Annotated in this window: 16 protein-coding genes; 8 read left to right on the top strand and 8 right to left on the bottom strand. The window is 65.3% G+C overall.

The genetic code is table 11. The features are described from left to right. The first annotated feature begins 54 nt into the window (after window positions 1-54). Complete coding sequence (gene crtD / locus AB2B41_RS19230; RefSeq protein ID WP_367879448.1) at window positions 55-1,629, top strand: 1-hydroxycarotenoid 3,4-desaturase CrtD; 1,575 nt, start codon at window positions 55-57, stop codon at window positions 1,627-1,629. Then, the gene (crtC, locus tag AB2B41_RS19225) at window positions 1,575-2,453 is read left to right on the top strand and encodes a carotenoid 1,2-hydratase (RefSeq protein ID WP_367879465.1); all 879 of its coding nucleotides are present in this window, start codon (window positions 1,575-1,577) and stop codon (window positions 2,451-2,453) included. Before crtD ends, crtC begins: the two co-directional genes overlap by 55 nt. A gap of 123 nt (window positions 2,454-2,576) precedes the next feature. On the opposite strand, the gene tspO is transcribed toward crtC, so the two are convergent. Genes tspO through AB2B41_RS19210 form a run of 3 tightly spaced genes read right to left on the bottom strand, consistent with a single transcriptional unit; the run spans window position 2,577 to window position 5,639 of the window. After that, a complete protein-coding gene (tspO, locus tag AB2B41_RS19220) occupies window positions 2,577-3,056 on the bottom strand; it encodes a tryptophan-rich sensory protein TspO (RefSeq protein ID WP_367879447.1) in 480 nt (159 codons plus the stop codon). A 19-nt stretch (window positions 3,057-3,075) separates the two neighbouring features. After that, on the bottom strand, window positions 3,076-4,098 hold the full coding sequence (gene crtB, locus AB2B41_RS19215; protein ID WP_367879446.1) for a 15-cis-phytoene synthase: 1,023 nt from the start codon (window positions 4,096-4,098) through the stop codon (window positions 3,076-3,078). Further along, complete coding sequence (locus AB2B41_RS19210; protein WP_367879445.1) at window positions 4,095-5,639, bottom strand: phytoene desaturase; 1,545 nt, start codon at window positions 5,637-5,639, stop codon at window positions 4,095-4,097. The genes crtB and AB2B41_RS19210 overlap by 4 nt, the downstream gene beginning before the upstream one ends. Window positions 5,640-5,767: 128 nt before the next feature. Here AB2B41_RS19210 and crtA point away from each other — a divergent pair, with 128 nt between their 5' ends. The 4 genes from crtA to bchO are packed head-to-tail and all read left to right on the top strand — an operon-like array spanning window position 5,768 to window position 9,974. Next, window positions 5,768-6,469: a spheroidene monooxygenase gene (gene crtA, locus AB2B41_RS19205; RefSeq protein WP_367879444.1), complete on the top strand. Its 702-nt coding sequence runs from the start codon at window positions 5,768-5,770 to the stop codon at window positions 6,467-6,469. Then, window positions 6,466-7,470 (top strand): magnesium chelatase ATPase subunit I, encoded by a 1,005-nt coding sequence (gene bchI, locus AB2B41_RS19200; protein ID WP_367879443.1) that lies wholly within the window; start codon window positions 6,466-6,468, stop codon window positions 7,468-7,470. The genes crtA and bchI overlap by 4 nt, the downstream gene beginning before the upstream one ends. Then, on the top strand, window positions 7,467-9,104 hold the full coding sequence (locus AB2B41_RS19195; RefSeq protein WP_367879442.1) for a magnesium chelatase subunit D: 1,638 nt from the start codon (window positions 7,467-7,469) through the stop codon (window positions 9,102-9,104). Before bchI ends, AB2B41_RS19195 begins: the two co-directional genes overlap by 4 nt. Beyond that, window positions 9,105-9,974: an alpha/beta fold hydrolase BchO gene (gene bchO / locus AB2B41_RS19190; RefSeq protein ID WP_367879441.1), complete on the top strand. Its 870-nt coding sequence runs from the start codon at window positions 9,105-9,107 to the stop codon at window positions 9,972-9,974. 158 nt (window positions 9,975-10,132) lie between these two features. Here the strand turns inward: bchO and AB2B41_RS19185 are convergent, their stop codons facing one another. After that, window positions 10,133-11,203: a ParB/RepB/Spo0J family partition protein gene (locus AB2B41_RS19185; RefSeq protein ID WP_367879440.1), complete on the bottom strand. Its 1,071-nt coding sequence runs from the start codon at window positions 11,201-11,203 to the stop codon at window positions 10,133-10,135. Between the two features lie 22 nt (window positions 11,204-11,225). Continuing rightward, window positions 11,226-12,518: an AAA family ATPase gene (locus AB2B41_RS19180; protein WP_367879439.1), complete on the bottom strand. Its 1,293-nt coding sequence runs from the start codon at window positions 12,516-12,518 to the stop codon at window positions 11,226-11,228. Between the two features lie 512 nt (window positions 12,519-13,030). On the opposite strand from AB2B41_RS19180, the gene AB2B41_RS19175 reads away from it, so the two are divergent. After that, window positions 13,031-13,708, top strand: a complete 678-nt coding sequence (locus tag AB2B41_RS19175; RefSeq protein WP_367879438.1) for a hypothetical protein — start codon at window positions 13,031-13,033, stop codon at window positions 13,706-13,708. A gap of 63 nt (window positions 13,709-13,771) precedes the next feature. Here AB2B41_RS19175 and hemE read toward each other — a convergent pair whose 3' ends face one another. Then, complete coding sequence (hemE, locus tag AB2B41_RS19170) at window positions 13,772-14,806, bottom strand: uroporphyrinogen decarboxylase (protein ID WP_367879437.1); 1,035 nt, start codon at window positions 14,804-14,806, stop codon at window positions 13,772-13,774. Window positions 14,807-14,905: 99 nt separating this feature from the next. Between hemE and hemC the strand changes: the two genes are divergently transcribed. After that, a complete protein-coding gene (gene hemC, locus AB2B41_RS19165) occupies window positions 14,906-15,850 on the top strand; it encodes a hydroxymethylbilane synthase (RefSeq protein ID WP_367879436.1) in 945 nt (314 codons plus the stop codon). On the opposite strand, the gene AB2B41_RS19160 is transcribed toward hemC, so the two are convergent. Beyond that, a complete protein-coding gene (locus AB2B41_RS19160) occupies window positions 15,851-16,192 on the bottom strand; it encodes a type II toxin-antitoxin system RelE/ParE family toxin (protein WP_367879435.1) in 342 nt (113 codons plus the stop codon). Then, entirely contained in the window at window positions 16,189-16,452 is a 264-nt protein-coding gene (locus AB2B41_RS19155) for a type II toxin-antitoxin system ParD family antitoxin (protein ID WP_367879434.1), read from the bottom strand. Before AB2B41_RS19155 ends, AB2B41_RS19160 begins: the two co-directional genes overlap by 4 nt. Window positions 16,453-16,496: the final 44 nt, after the last annotated feature.

The following is a 16,496-nucleotide window of genomic DNA, read 5'->3' as shown; positions in this document are numbered from 1 at the left end:
ATGCTATGTGTCAACTAAAGTAGACATTATGGAATCCCAAAGCCGCTATTCCCCGTGACAGTCGCGCGCCCGCATATCGCCGTGATCGGCGCGGGCATCGGTGGTCTGGCCGCCGCCCTGCGCCTCTCCCATGCCAGCGCGCGGGTCACGGTTTTCGAACGTCATGCACAGCCCGGCGGCAAGATGCGCACCCTGCCCACCGCCGCAGGTCCGGTGGACGCAGGTCCCACTGTCCTGACCATGAAGCATGTCTTCGAAGCGCTCTTCGCCGAGACCGGCAGCGCGCTCGCCAACCACGTGACACTGCATCGCGAAGACATCCTCGCCCGCCACTTCTGGCCCGACGGCACGCGCCTCGACCTGATGTCGGATCCGGAGCAGAGCGCCGAGAACATCCGCACGACTCTCGGCCCAAGGGCAGCCGCCGAGTTCACCGCCTTCTCCAATCGCGCCGCAGACCTCTTCGACGCCTTTGACGCACCGATGATGCGCGCGCCTGCCCCTTCGCTGCGCTCACTCACCGCCACGGTCATCCGCCAGCCACGCCTGATCCCCAAGATGGACCCCTTGCGCACCCTCGCCCGCAGCCTCGGCGCGCAATTCTGCGAACCCAAGCTCGCGCAGCTCTTCGGCCGCTACGCAACCTACGTTGGCGGCCGCCCCGACGCCTCCCCTGCCCTGCTCGCCCTCATCTCACACGCCGAGGCGCAGGGCGTCTGGTACGTCGAAGGCGGCATGCATCGTCTCGCCCAGGCCATCGCACAACGGGCGTCAGACCTCGGCGCCACCTTCCACTTCAACACACACGTCCAACGGATCGAGATGCAGAACGGCGCGCCTCACGCCGTGATCACCGAAACAGGCCGCACGCCGACCGACGCGGTTCTCTTCAACGGCGATCCCCGCGCGCTGGCACAGGGCCATCTGGGGGAAGACCTTCGCAAGGCCGTCCCGCCTCCCGCCAGCGAACCGCGCAGCCTGTCCGCCTATGTCCACAGCTTCGCCGCCAGGGCAACCGGCCTCCCCCTCGCGGGCCACAACGTGCTTTTCTGCGCCGATCCGCATGAGGAATTCGGCGCGCTCGCAGAGGGCAGGATGCCGCGAGACGCCACCCTCTACATCTGCGCCCAGGACCGTTTCGGCGGCGCCATGCCTGATGGCCCGGAACGTTTCGAAATCATCATGAACGCCCCCCCTGCCCCCGACGGCAGCGCCCCTTCCGCACAGGAGCAAGAGAGATGTCACTCAGCGACAATGCACCGCCTCGCGGCCTTCGGCCTGCGCTTCACCCCGCAACCGGGGCCGGAAACACTCACGATGCCACAGGACTTCGCGGCCCTCTTCCCGGCCTCGAACGGGTCGCTCTACGGGCGATCCCCGCACGGAACGATGGCGGCCTTTCACCGGCCCACGGCGCGCAGCCGGATAGCGGGGCTCTACCTGGTGGGCGGGGGCGCGCACCCGGGGGCGGGCATACCAATGGCGACGCTCTCCGCCGCGCATGCGGCCGCGGCGATCACGGCGGACCTTTCTTTGACCTCCGCCCCCCGCCCGGCGGCTACGCCTGGTGGTACATCGACGGCGTCTCCGACGATGGCAGCCGCGCCGTCTCCGTCATCGCCTTCATAGGCTCTGTTTTCTCACCCTGGTACCATTGGTCGGGGCGCGGCAACCCCGCGAACCATTGCTGCATCAACGTCGCCACCTACGGCCCCGGCGGACGCTTCGCCATGACCGACCGCGGCACAACGGCCCTGCGCAGCACGCCCGAGACCTTCACCGTCGGCCCCTCGTCCCTGCACTGGGACGGCACTCACCTCACCATCGACATCGACGAGGTCTCCTCCCTCCCCCTCATCTCGCGCATGCGCGGACGCATTACCGTCACACCCGCCGCCATCACCGACGTCGAACTGCCGCTCACCGAGGACGGCGCCCATGTCTGGCGCCCCTTCGCCCCGGTCAGCGACATCACCGTCGATCTGGAAGCGAATGGCTGGCGATTCTCCGGCCACGGCTATTTCGACGCCAACTTCGGCACCCGCCCGCTGGAACATGACTTCAGCTACTGGACCTGGGGCCGCTATCCCACCCAGTCCGGCGCCACCTGTTTCTACGACGCGGCCCGCCGCGACGGCACCGCGCTCGAGGCCGCCGTGGCCTTCAATGGCGACGGACAGGCCGCCTCGATCGACGCGCCCCCGCGCACACCGTTCAGACGCACCCTCTGGGCGCTGCGCCGCGAAACCCGTGCCGATCACGGCGTCACCCCGCGCCAGACCAAGGCAATGCTGGATGCCCCCTTCTATTCCCGCGCGGTGGTCGAGACGCAAATCAACGGCGAACGCACAAGCGGTGTCCACGAGGCCCTCGATCTCGACCGCTACGCAAATCCGCTGCTCAAACCCATGCTGGCCGTCCGCGTTCCCCGCCGCGCCCGCTGGCGCTTCTGAAACCCGCCCCCTCTTTCTGGCCAAATAAAGGCCCGGGGTCTGGGGCAGAGCCCCAGTCAACGTTCCCTAAAGAGAGATACGTCAACCATACCGCCGTAAGGTGGGGTTCACCCCACCGGCCACTCAAAGATCCGCAGGCACGATCGGCTTCACCCCGGGATTGAGCCGCCAGACCGAGGCGTTCAAGGCCGCCGCCACCGTGACCCAGGCCATATAGGGCAAGAACGCCAGCCCCGCGAGGAAATCGAGCTGGAAGTTCGCCAGCGTGCACCCTGCCACCGACAGCCACAGCGGCACCATCACCAGAAGCGCCCCCTTCATCCGCCGCAGCCCGAAAAAGATCGGCGTCCAGAGGGTCGAGAAGGCCGCCTGCGACGCCCAGAAGGCCATGGCATAGGCATTGCCCTCCAGCACGGCAACTCGCGCCCCGGCAAACGAGATCAGTAGGTAGATTGTCGTCCAGGCCAGCGGGAACATCCAGTTGGGCGGCGTCCAAGGGGGCTTTTCCAGCGTCTCGTACCAGCGCCCGGGCTGGAAGACCGCACCCGTGGCCGCCGCGGCCCCGCAGGCCAGCAGGAAGATACCGAAAAGATAATAATCCATGACCGCTCCCTTTCGCGGCCTATTCCGCCGCCATCTGCGATGATCCCACGCGCCCGTCCAGTTCCGCCAGGACGTGCAGCAGCGCCGCCGCCCGGCCCTGTGTGGCACCAGTTAGCCCGGACTTGGCCGCGTCAACCAGGAAAGCCACCTCGGGCAGCGGTGCGGCGTAAATGACGGGGGAGCGCGGCATGACCACTGTCCCCGCCGCCCGCAGCCCCGCCTGCATGACCCATCCAAGCTTTTGCACCTTCGAGGTATGCGCGCGCCGCGTGACGCTGTCGAACCCGTTGCGCCGCACCTCCGTCCCGATCCCGGCATAGACCAGCCGCGCGGCGAATATCCCCGACCGCGCGCGCAACGGCAGCGCGGGCACGCCTGCCTCAGACCGGATATAGAGCCTTTGCGCCTCGGCCAGCAGCCGCTTCACCATCCGCCGCGTCTCGGGCAGTGCCTGCGGTTGCGCGATGAAGGCCTCAGGGTTCAGCCCCGCCTCCGCAATCCAGTCCAGCGGCAGGTACAGCCGCCCGGCCCGCGCGTCCTCGCCCACATCGCGGGCGATGTTGGTCAGTTGCATCGCCACCCCCAGATCGCAGGCCCGCGCCAGCGCATCCGCGTCGCGCACCCGCATCAGCACGCACATCATCGCGCCCACGGCCGAGGCCACGCGCGCGGAATAGTCCATGACGCCCGACAGGGTCTCATACCGCCGATCCACCGCGTCCCAGGCAAGCCCCTCCAACAGCGCCTCCGGCAACGCGCGCGGCATGTCGAATGCCTCGACTATGGCGGCAAAGGCCCGGTCCTCCGGCGCGTTCCGGGGCCGCCCCGCATAGACCGCATCCAGCCTGTCGCGGAGCGTCAAAACCGCCCGCGCCTTCTGATCCCCCTCATCGACCTCGTCATCGGCCAGACGGCAGAAAGCATAAAGCGCCAGCGCCGGATCGCGGACCGAGGCGGGCAGCAGCTTCGAGGCCGTGTGAAAAGACAGCGACCCGGTCCGGATCGCCTCGCGGCAATGCGACATATCGGCGGGCGAGATCATTCCGCCGCCATCCCGTGCGGGTCTTCCCGCACCGGCTGATCCGCAACGACAGGCGCATCCGGCACGAGCTTGCCCAGCACCTCCGCCGATGACACAACCCCCGGCAGCCCCGCGCCCGGATGGGTGCCTGCGCCGACAAGATACAGGCCCCGCGCCTCCTCGCTCACGTTGTGGGGACGACACCACGCCGACTGCAGTATGCGCGGCTCGATCGAGAATCCGGCCCCGTAGGGCGACAGATAGCGGTCGCGGAAGGTTTCGGGCGTGAACACCAGTTCCGTGCTCATCCGCTCCCGGAACCCCGGCATCACGCCTTCCAGCACCCTGGCAATTCGCTCGCGATAAACCGGTTCTTCATGCGTCCAGTCCACCGCGTTCTTCCAACCCAGATGCGGCACCGGCGACAGCACGTAGAACGTGTCGTCGCCTTCCGGGGCCACGGAGGGATCCGTCACCGAAGGCCGGTGCACGTAGAGGCTCATGTCGTCGGCCAGCTTTCCCCGCATGAAGATGTCGCGCAACAGTCCCTTGAACCGCGGTCCGTTCAGGATCGTGTGATGGCCCAGATCGGGCCACATGCCCTTGGTCCCCTTCGTCCCGAAATACCAGACGTAAAGACCCATGGACCACCGCCGCCGGCGCAGCTTGGCCGCCGTCCAGCGCCGCTTGCGATGATTGCGCAGCAGATGGTCATAGGTATGCCCCGCATCCGCATTGCTCACCACCAGCCCGGCGTGGAGCCGTTCGCCACCCACGAGCGTCACCCCGGTTACGGCACCATTCTCGACGTGGATCTCATCGACCTCCGCGCCCTGCCGGATCACGCCGCCCTGCGCGCGTACCGCGCGGGCCATCGCGTCGGCAATCGCCTGCACACCGCCCATGGCATAGTGCACGCCGAATTCCTTCTCCAGATGCGCGACCAATGCGTACATCGAGGTCACATGCATCGGATCGCCGCCGATAAAGAGCGGATGAAAGGAGAACGCCATCCGCAGCTTCTCATCCCGGAACCGCCGCGCGGCAAGGCGATAGATCGACTGATCCGCCCTGAGCGTGGCGAAGGTCGGCAACACCTTGATCGTATCCCAGAGCCGATGCATCGGCTCGGCCACCATCCCCTCGAACCCCACGACATAGCGCGCCCGCGAATCCTTGAGGAATTTCCGATAGCCCGCCACCTCGCCCGGCGCGATCTTCGCCACCTCGGCTTCCATCCGGACCTCATCGCCGCTGGCCTCGAACCGCGTGCCATCAGGCCAGCGCACTTCGTAGAAGGGATCGAGCGCGCGCAGATCGACGTCCTTGTGAAAATCGCGTCCGCAGGCCTCCCAGAGCTTTTCAAAGACCTGCGGCACCGTCACGATCGTCGGCCCAAGATCGAAGCGGTGCCCATCCTGCGTGATCGACGACCCGCGCCCGCCCGCCTTGTCGAGCCGGTCGAGCACCGTGACCGCATAGCCTTTGGCCCCCAGCCGCATTGCTGCCGCCAGTCCGCCAAGCCCGGCTCCGATCACAATCGCACGTGCGTCACCTGTCATTGAGTCACCCTGTCAGCTTTCTCAACCCTACATCTGTCTAGTTTAATTTACAATCATCCACGGGAGTCCCTTCCCAAACGACTGATGATATGTAAACCTTGATTGACAGCCGAAGGGACTCGGATACCGTGACACAGGTGGTCAGCCTCAGCCTCTACCGCTTTGAGGGCGCGTTCGCCCGCGCATGGGCATTGGCCATGATGGGCCTGGCCCGCCCTGCGATGGCGCGCGTCCCCGGCATCGGTTTCTGGAAACTCTGCGGCTCGGGCACCGGTGAAGGATTCACACCGGTTCCGAATTTCGGCGTTTACGCGGTCCTTTGCACCTGGCCCGACATGGCAACGGCCCGCAGGGCACTGGCCGAAACGCCCGTGTTCCACCGCTACCGGGCGAAAGCCGCCGAACACTGGACCCTTTTCATGTCCGCCGACACCGCGCGCGGCGCCTGGTCCGGCGTGAGCCCCTTTGAGCCAAGCGCGACCACCTCACAAGGCCCCCTAGCGGCCCTCACCCGCGCCACGATCAAACCCGGCATCCTCGCCCGTTTCTGGGGCCGCGTGCCGAATATCTCAACGGTCATCGGCCAGGACCCCAACGTCCTGTTCAAGATCGGCATCGGCGAGGTGCCCTGGCTGCATCAGGTTACCTTTTCCATCTGGCCCGACGCAGCCCGGATGGCAAACTTCGCACGCACCGGCCCCCACGCCGAAGCCATCCGCTCCGTACGTGACGAAGGCTGGTTCCGCGAAGAACTCTACGCCCGCTTCACGCTCTTGGGCGACGAAGGCACCTGGGGCGGCAAATCCCCTCTGAAAGAGGTTCTACGATGAAACAACCTTTCCCTTTCTCCGCCATCGTCGGCCAGGACGAGATGAAGCGCGCGATGCTGCTCACCGCCATCGACCCCTCCATCGGCGGCGTTCTGGTCTTCGGTGACAGGGGCACCGGGAAATCCACCGCCGTCCGCGCCCTTGCCGCCCTTCTGCCGCCGATCAAGGCGGTCAAGGCCTGCCCCGTGAACTCCGAAAAACTGGGTGATTGCCCGGCCTGGGCCAATGTCACCAACAAGGCGACGCACCAAATACCAACGCCCGTGGTGGACCTGCCCCTGGGTGCGTCAGAGGACCGCGTCACCGGCGCGCTCGATATCGAAAAGGCCCTGACTAAGGGGGAAAAGGCCTTTCAGCCCGGTCTGCTGGCCGCTGCGAACCGCGGATATCTCTACATCGACGAGGTCAACCTGCTGGAGGATCACATCGTTGACCTGCTGCTCGACGTCGCCCAATCAGGCGAGAACGTGATCGAACGCGAGGGGCTGTCGATCCGGCACCCCGCCCGCTTTGTCCTCGTGGGCTCCGGCAACCCCGAGGAAGGCGAGTTGCGCCCGCAACTGCTCGACCGTTTCGGCCTCTGTGTCGACGTGGCCTCCCCTACCGACATCGACGAGCGGATCGAGGTGATCAAACGACGCGACGCCTACGAGACCGACCACACCGCCTTCATGCTGCGCTGGCAGGCCGAAGATGCCGCCCTGCGCGACAGGATCCTGAAGGCCCGCAAAAGCCTCACAAAGCTGAAAACCCCTGAACAGAGCCTGCGCGACTTGGCCGAACTCTGCGTCAAGCTGGGCTCGGACGGGCTGCGCGGCGAACTCACGCTGCTCAAGGCCGCGCGCGCCTATGCCGCATACCGCGATGATACCGCGCTCACCCGCTCGCACATCCGCGACGTGGCCTCCCTGGCCCTCCGCCACCGCCTGCGCCGCGATCCGCTGGACGAGGCAGGGACCGGGACGCGTGTCGCCCGGATTGTCGAGGACGTGCTAGGATGACCCCCTGGGGCCGCGCGATAACGGCCCTGAGGCTGCTGGAGATCGACCCTGATGGCCTTGGCGGAATCGCCCTGCACGCCCGCGCCAGCCCAGTCAGAGACGCTTTCACGCGCCTCCTGCCCGCGGACGCGACCCGCCTGCACCCTGCGATGTCCCCCGATACACTAACGGGCGGCGTCGATGTCGCGGCGAGCCTTGCCGAAGGCACGCTGGTCAGGCAGCGCGGCCTGCTCTCCGCTTACGGCGAGACCTTTGTGCTGACAATGGCCGAACGCGCGCCGCCGCTGATGGCCGCGTCCCTTGCCGCGATGCTCGATCGCCGCATCGGCAACGCGCTGGTCCTTCTTGACGAACATGCGGAGGACGAGGCACCGACGCCTTTAGCGCTAACAGACAGGCTGGCCTTTCACATATCGCTCGAAGGTATCTCTCGTGCCGAGATTGCGAGCGAAAATGCAGGGGAAACCACATCCCTCGATCCACGCGATGTGACCGTGCCCGAGCAAGTTCTGAACGATCTCGTCACCCTTGCCGTGACCCTCGGCATCACCAGCCTGCGCGCGCCCGGCCTCGCGCTCAACACCGCCCGCGCCCATGCGGCCCTGCGGGGACACATGTCGGTCGAGGACGCGGACTTGATGGCCGCCGCCGAGCTGGTCCTCGCCCCCCGCGCCACGCGCCTGCCGCAAGAGCCCCCCGCGCCCGAGGAGACCCGGCAGGAGCAAACCGAACCCGCAGAAGAGAAACACCCGGGACAGCTCGATCTGCCCCAGGACCTTCTACTGGCCGCGATCCAGACCGCCCTGCCCGCTGATCTTCTGGACAAAACAGTCTCTAACATTGGCAAAAATGCATCTGGTAGCGGCGCGGGGCAAAAGCGCATCGGCAACCGCCGGGGCCGTCCCCTGCCCGCCCGCGACACCGGCGGCAGGCGGGGTGAAGCCCGCGTCGATCTGATCGCCACCCTGCGCGCCGCCGTCCCCTGGCAGACCCTGCGCCGGTCTGAACAGCCGGATCGCACAGGCCCGGTGATCCGCGCCTCCGACCTGCGCTACAGAAGCTACGAAGACCTTTCCGACCGCCTGCTGATCTTTGCTGTCGACGCCTCGGGCTCCGCCGCCCTCGCCCGCCTTGCCGAGACCAAGGGCGCCGTGGAACTCCTGCTGGCCGAGGCCTACGCGCGCCGCGACCATGTGGCGCTCATTGCCTTCCGTGGCGACAGGGCGGAAATGCTGCTGCCCCCTACCCGTTCACTGGTGCAAACCAAGCGGCGGCTGGCAGAGCTTCCCGGTGGCGGCGGCACACCGTTGGGTTCGGGTCTACAGGAAGGTTTAGAGACAGCACAGCACGCCGCCCGAAAGGGCCTCAGCCCGGTTCTGATCGTTCTGACGGACGGGCGTGCGAACGTCGCCCTCGACGGCGTTCCGGACCGGGCGAAGGCGGCGCAGGACGCAACGCGCGTCGCCCGGCAAATCGCGCAGGCAGCCATCGACACCATCGTCATCGATACTGGCCGCCGTCCCGAGCGCGCCCTGCGCGACCTCTCCGCGTCCCTGCGGGGGCGCTATGTCTCGCTTCCCCGCGCAGATGCCAAGAGCCTCTCGGAGACCGTCAGCAGCGCGCTGAGCGCCTGAATGGACTGGGAGCGGCATCAGGACAGCTGGCCCCATGCCACGCACTCCCGCTTTGTCTTCTGCAAGCCGCACCGCTGGCATGTGCAGGAGATGGGCGAAGGGCCGCTTCTTATGCTGATCCACGGCGCGGGTGGTGCAACGCAAAGCTGGCGGCACCTGATGCCGCTTCTCGCGCAACACTACCACGTGGTGGCCGTGGACCTGCCCGGACAGGGTTTCACGCGCAGCGGCGCGCAGCAGCGCATGGGGCTGGTGCCCATGGCGCAGGACCTGACCGGTCTCTGCCTTGATCAGGACTGGCAACCCGCCGTTCTGATCGGCCATTCGGCGGGGGCCGCAATCGCGCTGGAGATGGCGCAACACCGCTCCCCTGCCCCGCCTGTCGTGGGCCTGAACGCCGCACTCGGCACCTTCAAGGGGCTGGCCGGTGTGCTTTTTCCACTGATGGCCAAGGCGCTTGCCATGACGCCATGGGTCGCACGGCTCTTCACCGCCTCCACGTCCCGTCCCGGGTCCGTGACGCGGCTGATCAAGGGCACCGGCTCAGACCTGCCATCGGAAGACCTGCGCTGGTACCGCGCGCTTGTCAGTGACGAGGCGCACGTGGACGGCACGCTTGCCATGATGGCGCAGTGGGACCTTACCCCGCTCCAGCGTGCCCTGCCCTCTCATCCGTCCAGGACACTGCTGATCGTCGGCGAGAACGACCGGACGGTGCCGCCCTCGACCTCGCGGGACGTTGCGGCAAGGATACCGGATTGCAAGATGATGTCCCTGCCGGGACTTGGACATCTGGCCCACGAAGAGAACGCCGAAGCGGTCTTTGCCGCGATGGCGGACTTTTTGCGCGAAAATGCCGTAAGCGATTGATATTATTGTAATTAGTAGATCTGTCCCCGCGGGGACACTGCTTTGGCCGCCAAAAAAAAGAAAACGCCCCGGAACATGTCCGGGGCGCAAACGACTGGTTATGACGTCATCCTGCCGGACCGGGCCCCAGGCCTGATCCGGGGCTTCGACCCTTGCCCCTACTCCTCCAGCGCGCCCAGAAAGGCCTCGACCGCCGCTTCCAGCCGCTTGCGTTCAAGCCCGCTGAAATCGCGCTCCAGCCGCAATTCGATCCGCCCGTCCGACACGGTGCATTTCGCGTCCCCGTCGGGACGCTCCAGCCGGAATGTCGTCTTGGCCTTGCGCGGCCGGCCCATCTTCTTCTTTGACACGGGTGCCGACATCTGCTGCACGAAGTCGCTCATCAGCGCCTGTTCCTGTTCCGGCGTCCGCTCCTCCTTCGCGGCAAGCAGACGGTTCAGGATGCCCTTGGCCTCGGGCGTCTCATCCAGCCGCTTGACCACCTGCAGCCCAAGCGCGCGCGGGATGGAATCGACATGCACGATCCGCCCGTCGGTGTCCGCCAGCAACCGCACGAAATGCTTGATGTAGGACCGCTTCTGCCGGCCCGACGAGGCAAAGAGCAGTTCGACCGCATGGTCGTAACTTTCCACCTCTTCCGCCTGGCTTTTGTAGTTGATCGCCAGCTGCGCCATCTCGCCAAAGGACACGCCGCGACGGACAAGGTTTTCATCCACCATGCGCCGGTAGAGGCGCAGCAGGTTCTCGCCCTTGGCGTTGATCCCCGCGGGGATGCGGGCATAGGTGTCGTCGCCGGTTTCCTCGAAAAGCTCGCAGTAGGCGGTGAACCGGCGGAAGCCCTGGATCAGCTCGTAAGTGTCGCCGACCGGCTCCACCCGGATGGGGTTCGACAGGCCGATCTCGCGGATCGACTGTTTCAATTCGTCGATCTCCGGGTCGCGCCCCGGCTTGCGGTCGCGGGTGAGCTTTGTCGTGGCAATCTGGTCGAGCGGGATCAGATCCGTGATCAGCCCCGCCTTCTTCAGCCGCACCAGCTCATGCGCCAGCGCATCGTTCTCGGCCCTTATCGCCGCCTCTGCCTTTTGCCGCTCCGTCAGCGCCTCGGCGTTCTCGGTGATCGCTGCGGCCATCGGCCCGCGCCGCGCCTCTGTCCCCGCGGGGACGGTTGCGGCGGGGGTGACATTCACCTCGTCAAAGTCGATGTCGAATACGCGTTTCTTCTTGCTCATCTTCTATCCTCCCGTGCCTGCCTCAAATCGTGTCCCAAGCGTCGATCAGGTAGCCCTTGAACTCTTCGTAGGCCTGATCGAAGGACGCCCGTGCGCGCCGCCACGTCTCGCGCGTCATGTCGCGGTAGTCGGTTTCGTAGATGGAGCTGAGAAAGCGCCCCGATTGCTCCACCGCGCGGGTCATCTCGATGGGGTGCTCCGCCAGTCTGTCGCCAAATACCTTGCCGAAGGCTGACTGCATCGCGCGGTGCAATTCGTTGTTGGCCTCGAACCGGGTCAGCAGAAAGCGGACGTCGGCGAAGACCTTGGGCAGCGCCAGTGTCCCTGCGGGGACGGCGCCGCCGAAGCGTTCCAGGTCTTCCAGCGCTTCGGCCAGTTGGCCGATGAAGGACGTGGTGGAATCGTATTCCCAGTAACCGGGCCCCGAGGGGATGTAGAGAACGTCTGCCGCAAAGACCGCGTTCATCGACTGGTAGCCGATGGCGGGCGGGCAGTCGAAGATGATGATGTCGTAGGCGTCATCCGGCAGGCTGTCGAGGTAGCGGGACACGGCGGCAAAGAAGGACCATTCCGGGTTCAGGTGCCGATACTGCGCGCTGGCAAATTCCACAAAGGCCGCGTTGGCGCAGGAGGGCAGGGCGTCGATCGTGGGCCAGTTGGTGGGCTTGATGAAGTCGGTGGCGCGCAACTCGCTCAACCCCATCTCGGTGATGCTGCTTGGCAGCTTGCGCTGGGGCAGGGCGGCGCCGCTTTCCGCCCCCTGCACGGCGGCGTTCATCCGCTCCGTCTCGCGGATGAGGTCACGCGCCATGACGCCCCAGACCGTGTACTCCTCGCTCACGTCATTGAGTCCCATGGAATGGCTCAGTGTCGCCTGAGGGTCAAAGTCCACCACCAGCACCCGGTAGCCGTCGAGGGCGGCGGCATGGGCAAAGTGCAGCGCCACGGTGGATTTGCCCGCACCACCCTTGAAGTTGGCGATCGCCGCGCGGATCGCGCGCTTGCCCGCGGGGCGGGGCGGCATCAGGGACTTGCGATTGACCTTCAGACGGCGGCGCAATTCATTAATCTCTTCGAGGGAGTACCAGTGCTGCCGCCCTTCCTCTTCGGTCTGACCCTGGGGCAGGGAAGGGTCCGCCGCCAGCCGTCCCCGCAGGGTCGACTGGTTCACCTTGAAGATCAACTCCGCAACCTCCCAGCTTGAGAAGCGGCGCAGGGTCTTCTCGTTCTCGGGCGAGAAGGTCTGCTGGCGGATAAAGCCCTGCATCTTGAGGGACTGCGCCTGTAGCTTGGCCAGACTTTCGTGTGTAAACATGCTCAACCGCCTCTGTTTATTCATTTTTCTTGATGTGTCCCCGCGGGGACAGCCTGTAATCCGGTGATCTTGCGCCATAGACTGGACGCAAATTCCGGCTGCTTCCTGATTTACGCCGAATTTGCGAAAAAAGTAAATCTGAATATTATACGTTTGACCCTTTATTCCTTGGGCGTTCGGCGAATCGGGAATGGCTCTCCCGAAGTCGTCATCAGGGCTGGAATGACGGGACAGGTTTCTGGTGCACAGAGACTAATAGGGGACAAAAGAGGCCGAATAGGGGACACGCTGGATGTCCCGCAATACCTTTGATACCTTGATTTTCATTCATGAATTGGGGATGCTGCAACCGCCGAACCAGCCAAGCCTTGACAGAATCGCAACTTTGGACGCAAATCAGGACAGGCTGCGGAAAAGCGTTGAGTTTCTCTGACAGCCACGCAACCGGACCAAAGAGTTCGGACAATGAGGTAAGCGTCGGTACGCCGTCGCGGCAAGAGGCGGGCAGGGACATGCTCCAGAAAAGGCTTGCGGGGCCGGGGGCCGCCGCACGCAAATACGATTTGATCACCGCGCTCGGGGCGCATGCCTTGTCGTTGGGTAAGCACGATCAGCGGCTGGTGCTGCGGTTCATCACGTTGCTGACAGCCCGCTACAACTGGGCGCGAGACGAGCTCTCCATCGGCCAGCGCGAGATCGCGCGGCTATGGTCCTGCAATGAACGCACGGTCAAACGGGAGCTGGCCAAGCTGCGGGCGATGGGATGGCTGGTGGTCAAGCGGCAGGGTGCGCGGGGCAGGGTGGCGACCTACGGCATCGACAGCGCCGCGATGCTGGAGGCGACGCGGGCGATCTGGCCCGAGGTCGGCCCGGATTTCGCGCTCAGGCTGGAGGGCGTCCCGGCGGAGACGGTGGTGCCGTTCCCGGTAAAAGGGACCGTCAAAGCCCCCGAGATCGACGAGGCGACTGAATGGGGCTTGGCCCGTGCGGTGCTTTTTGCCGAGGATCAGGGACGATTTGGTGCCTGGATACAGGCACTGACACGCGCGGGCAGGGCAGGGGGGCGGCTGACGCTCAAGGCGCCGAGCCGGTTTCACGCGGCTTACGTACAGGCTCACCTCGAAAGCGTGCTGCTGAGGGCCTGCCGGGAGGTGGACGATGCCGTCGGGAGCATCGAGATCATCACATGATCTTCATCTTTCCCCTACAACTCCGTGGGAGTCGCGGCCCGTGCGATGGGGGCAGAGCCCCCATTACCCGCCGCGCACCGTATCGATCATCAGTTTCACATTTTCCGGATCGGCATCCGGCGTGATTCCGTGTCCGAGGTTGAAGATATGCGGGCCCTTCGAGAACGCCCTGACGATGCGCCGCGTCTCGCTGAGCAGCGCGTCGCCACCGGTCACCATGTGCGACGAGGCAAGGTTGCCCTGTACACAGCCGTCCTTTTGCACGTGTTCCGCCGCCCATTCCGCCGTGACGCCGTCGTCAATTGCGATGCATTCCGCGCCGATGGCCCGGTGCGCCCCCGCATAACGCTCGCCAGCACCGCGGGGAAAGGCGATGACCGGCACATCAGGGTGCAGCGCCTTGATCTCGGCGGTGATGCGTTGCATCGGCTTGAGGGAAAACGCATCGAAATCAGCGCCTTGCAGTGATCCGGCCCAGCTGTCAAAGATCTTGACCACCTCGGCCCCCGCCTTGATCTGTTCCGAGAGGTACGACACCGTCGCCGCGGTGATCCGGTCGATCAGCCCTTCGAACACCGCCCGGTTCTCGGCCTTGAGCGCATGGGCCGGCCCCTGGTCCGGCGTTCCGCGCCCGGCGATCATGTAGGTGGCCACGGTCCAGGGCGCGCCGGCGAAACCGATGAGCGTGGTTTCCTTGGGCAGACCCTTGGAGAGGATCTTCACTGTCTCGTAGATCGGGCTCAGCGTGTCGTGGATCGCCTCGACCGGTTTCAGCGCATCCAATTCCGCCTGTGTCGTGAGCGTCGACAGGCGCGGCCCCTCACCGGTGACGAACCACAGGTCGGCCCCCAGCGCCTGCGGTATCAGCAGGATATCGGCAAAGAGGATCGCGGCATCGAACCCGTAGCGGCGAATGGGCTGGAACGTCACCTCGGCGGCCAGTTCGGGATTGTAGCACAGCGACAGGAAATCCCCGGCCTGGGCCCGCGTCGCCTTGTACTCGGGCAGGTAGCGGCCCGCCTGGCGCATCATCCATATGGGCGGTGTGGGCAGCGTCTCGCCCGCAAGCGCGCGCAGGATGGTTTTGTCTTTGCTCATGGCAGCTCTTTCCCCGGGATAAGTGTTTCGCGCATCATGCTTTTTCGCAAGGTCAGATACAAGAGTTGTCAGCCTTGGTTTACAGCGCTACGAAGGGTCATGGCTCTCGATCTACCCACCCCGCTGACACCCCTGAACATCGGCACGCGCGGTTCTCCGCTGGCGCTGGCGCAGGCGCATGAGACACGCGAGCGTTTGGCGCGCGCCTTTGACCTGCCGTTCGAGGCCTTCACCATCGTGGTGATCAAGACCACGGGCGACAAGATCATCGACCGGCCGCTGAAGGACATCGGCGGCAAAGGCCTGTTCACGCGCGAGATCGAGGACGATCTGCTGGCCGGCAAGATCGATATCGCGGTGCACTCGATGAAGGACATGCCGACGATTCAGCCCGAAGGCCTTTTGTTAGACACCTATCTGCCGCGTGAGGATGTGCGGGACGCTTTCATCTCACCCCGGGCCAAGGGTCTGGACGACTTGCCCGCGGGCACGGTTGTCGGCACCTCAAGTCTGCGGCGACGCGCACAGCTTAAACTGCAGCGGCCGGATCTGGAGGTCGTCGAGTTTCGCGGCAACCTGCAGACCCGGCTGATGAAGCTGGAGCAGGGTGTGGCGGAGGCCACGTTTCTGGCCATGGCAGGGCTGAACCGGCTGGGGATGGACGAGGTGCCGAAGACGCCGATCGAGGCCGATACGATGCTGCCCGCCGTGGCGCAGGGCGCCATCGGGATCGAACGGCGCATGAACGACGCCCGCATCGCCGAGATGCTCGAGGCGATCCATGACAAACCCACGGGCCAGCGCCTCGCGGCCGAGCGGGCGTTTCTCGAGGCGCTGGACGGCTCCTGCGAGACGCCGATTGCCGGTCTCGCGGATCTGGAGGGGTCGGAGATGCACCTGCGCGGCGAAATCCTGCGTCCGGACGGCTCAGAGGCGCTTGAGGATGCGGTACGCTGTCCGGTGGAGGATGGGGCCCAGGCGGGGCGTGAGATGGCTCAGCGGCTCCTTGAGAGGGCAGGGGAGGGGTTTTTCGACTGGCGGTAGCTAGCGCAGGCTGAATGGCTTGTCTTTGAGCGCCCCAATCCGATTTACCAGATCGCTTGCCACGTGAAGAAACGCCAGAACAACGATCCGTTCGTCGTTCTCCTCGAAGATGATGAAGTGCCGCTCGGCGCGCGCAAAGAGCAGCCCGCTCGGCCCGGGTTTCCCTTCCAATGTTGCGCAGTCCCGGCTTGGCGTCGTTCCATCAGTCAGACCTGCACAACGGGCCAGGATCATGGCTTCGTATTTCTCCGCCTGCGCGACCCCGAAGTTCTGTATCGTCCAGACGACGATGTCGATGAGATTGGATTTCGCGAAGGGGGTGAGCTCGAAGGTCTTGCTCACAGACCGGCGCGCCTCCTGCCTTCGGCGAAGGCCTGTCGAATTGCTTCATCTCCCGACCCGTCCGCAAATTCCCCGCGCTTTGCCTGCGCGATGCTCTCGGCGAGGTGTTCGCGCAGGGCTTCCAGTGCGGTTTCCTCCTCTTCCAGCAGACGCAGTCCGGCGCGCAGGGCTTCCGACGCGTTCTGGTACCGTCCGGAAGAGATCAGCTTTTCGATGAGCGTGTCCTGATGGTCCGTCAGAACAACGTTGCGGGTGGACATAATCGGCTCCATCTCTCGTATGTTGGCAATATATGCCATTATCC

Origin of the sequence: Sulfitobacter sediminis (genome assembly GCF_040811725.1) — a bacterium.
Lineage (GTDB): Bacteria > Pseudomonadota > Alphaproteobacteria > Rhodobacterales > Rhodobacteraceae > Sulfitobacter > Sulfitobacter sediminis.
The sequence above is the reverse complement of the archived record's forward strand: the minus strand, read 5'-3'. Positions and strand labels throughout refer to the sequence as shown.